The organism is Pseudomonas sp. P5_A2_2 (genome assembly GCF_054177685.1).
Genome location: NZ_JBGCUL010001286.1, coordinates 1 through 1,109, shown reverse-complemented (window position 1 = coordinate 1,109; position 1,109 = coordinate 1). Strand labels below are relative to the sequence as shown.

At 51.3% G+C, this 1,109-nt stretch carries 1 protein-coding gene; it reads right to left on the bottom strand.

The window, feature by feature from the left end:
- Nucleotides 1–498: 498 nt before the first annotated feature.
- Nucleotides 499–1,109, bottom strand: a 611-nt coding sequence (gene tyrS, locus ACXRVY_RS30840; RefSeq protein ID WP_458239185.1) for a tyrosine--tRNA ligase, incomplete at its 5' end; no start/stop codon positions are given.

The following is a 1,109-nucleotide window of genomic DNA, read 5'->3' as shown; positions in this document are numbered from 1 at the left end:
GTTCAAACATCTTTGGGTTTTGAGAAAACCCTAAACTTGGCTCAGCAATCGTTGGTTACATCTTTGATTTCTCGCGGAGTAACTTGTGATGCTGATAATCTGTTGACTAGCAGTCTGACTCCACAAGCACCCACACGAATTGCTTGATTCAGTTGTTAAAGAGCGGTTGGTYAAGAGCTTTCGTCTCAACCGAGGCGCGCATTSTACAGCAGCCTCATTTGCTGTCAAGTGATTATTTTCTGAAGTTTTCCAAGTTTCCTTTTCAACTTCAACCACTTGCGCTTCAGATCTCTCGTCAGCGGGAGGCGAATTCTACAGCGTTACACGCTGCTGTCAACACCTCTTTTTCAACCCCCTTTTGGCTTCGATGACCTGAAGCAACCTGCTGCCGAAAACTGCGTAACTCGTTGTTTACCAAGGAGTTTTCCGTTTCGACTGCGCCGGAAGTGGGGCGAATTATAGGCTTCCAGAATCTGCCGTCAACCCTTTATTTCAGCCTTATTCGGATTTGAGCGTAATACGCGCAAATGCCTTCTTCCCGGCCTGACAAACATGGGTCGCACCCAGTGCATATATAAAGGTGCGATCGACAACCTCACCATCTATACGCACACCACCGGAACCCAGGAGATCTCGAGCCACCGCAGAGTTCTTGACCAACCCCGCCTTATTAAGGACAGCAGCGATCGGCATATCCTCGGTAGCAGTCAATTCGATTTCCGGCAGATCTTCCGGCAGCTCGCCATCCTTCATACGGTTACCGGCAGCACGATGAGCACTGGCCGCAGCCTCCTCACCATGGAAACGTGCAACGATCTCTTCAGCCAGCTTGATCTTGATATCGCGCGGATTGGCACCCGCCTCTACATCAGCGCGGAACGCATTGATCTCATCCATTGAACGGAAGCTGAGCAACTCGAAGTAACGCCACATCAGCACATCCGGAATGGAAACCAGCTTGCTGTACATCACACCCGGCGCTTCCTGGATACCGACGTAGTTGCCCAAGGACTTGGACATCTTCTTCACGCCATCCAGCCCCTCAAGCAGCGGCATGGTCAAAATGCACTGGGCTTCCTGACCATAACCACGCTGCAGCTCACGCCGCC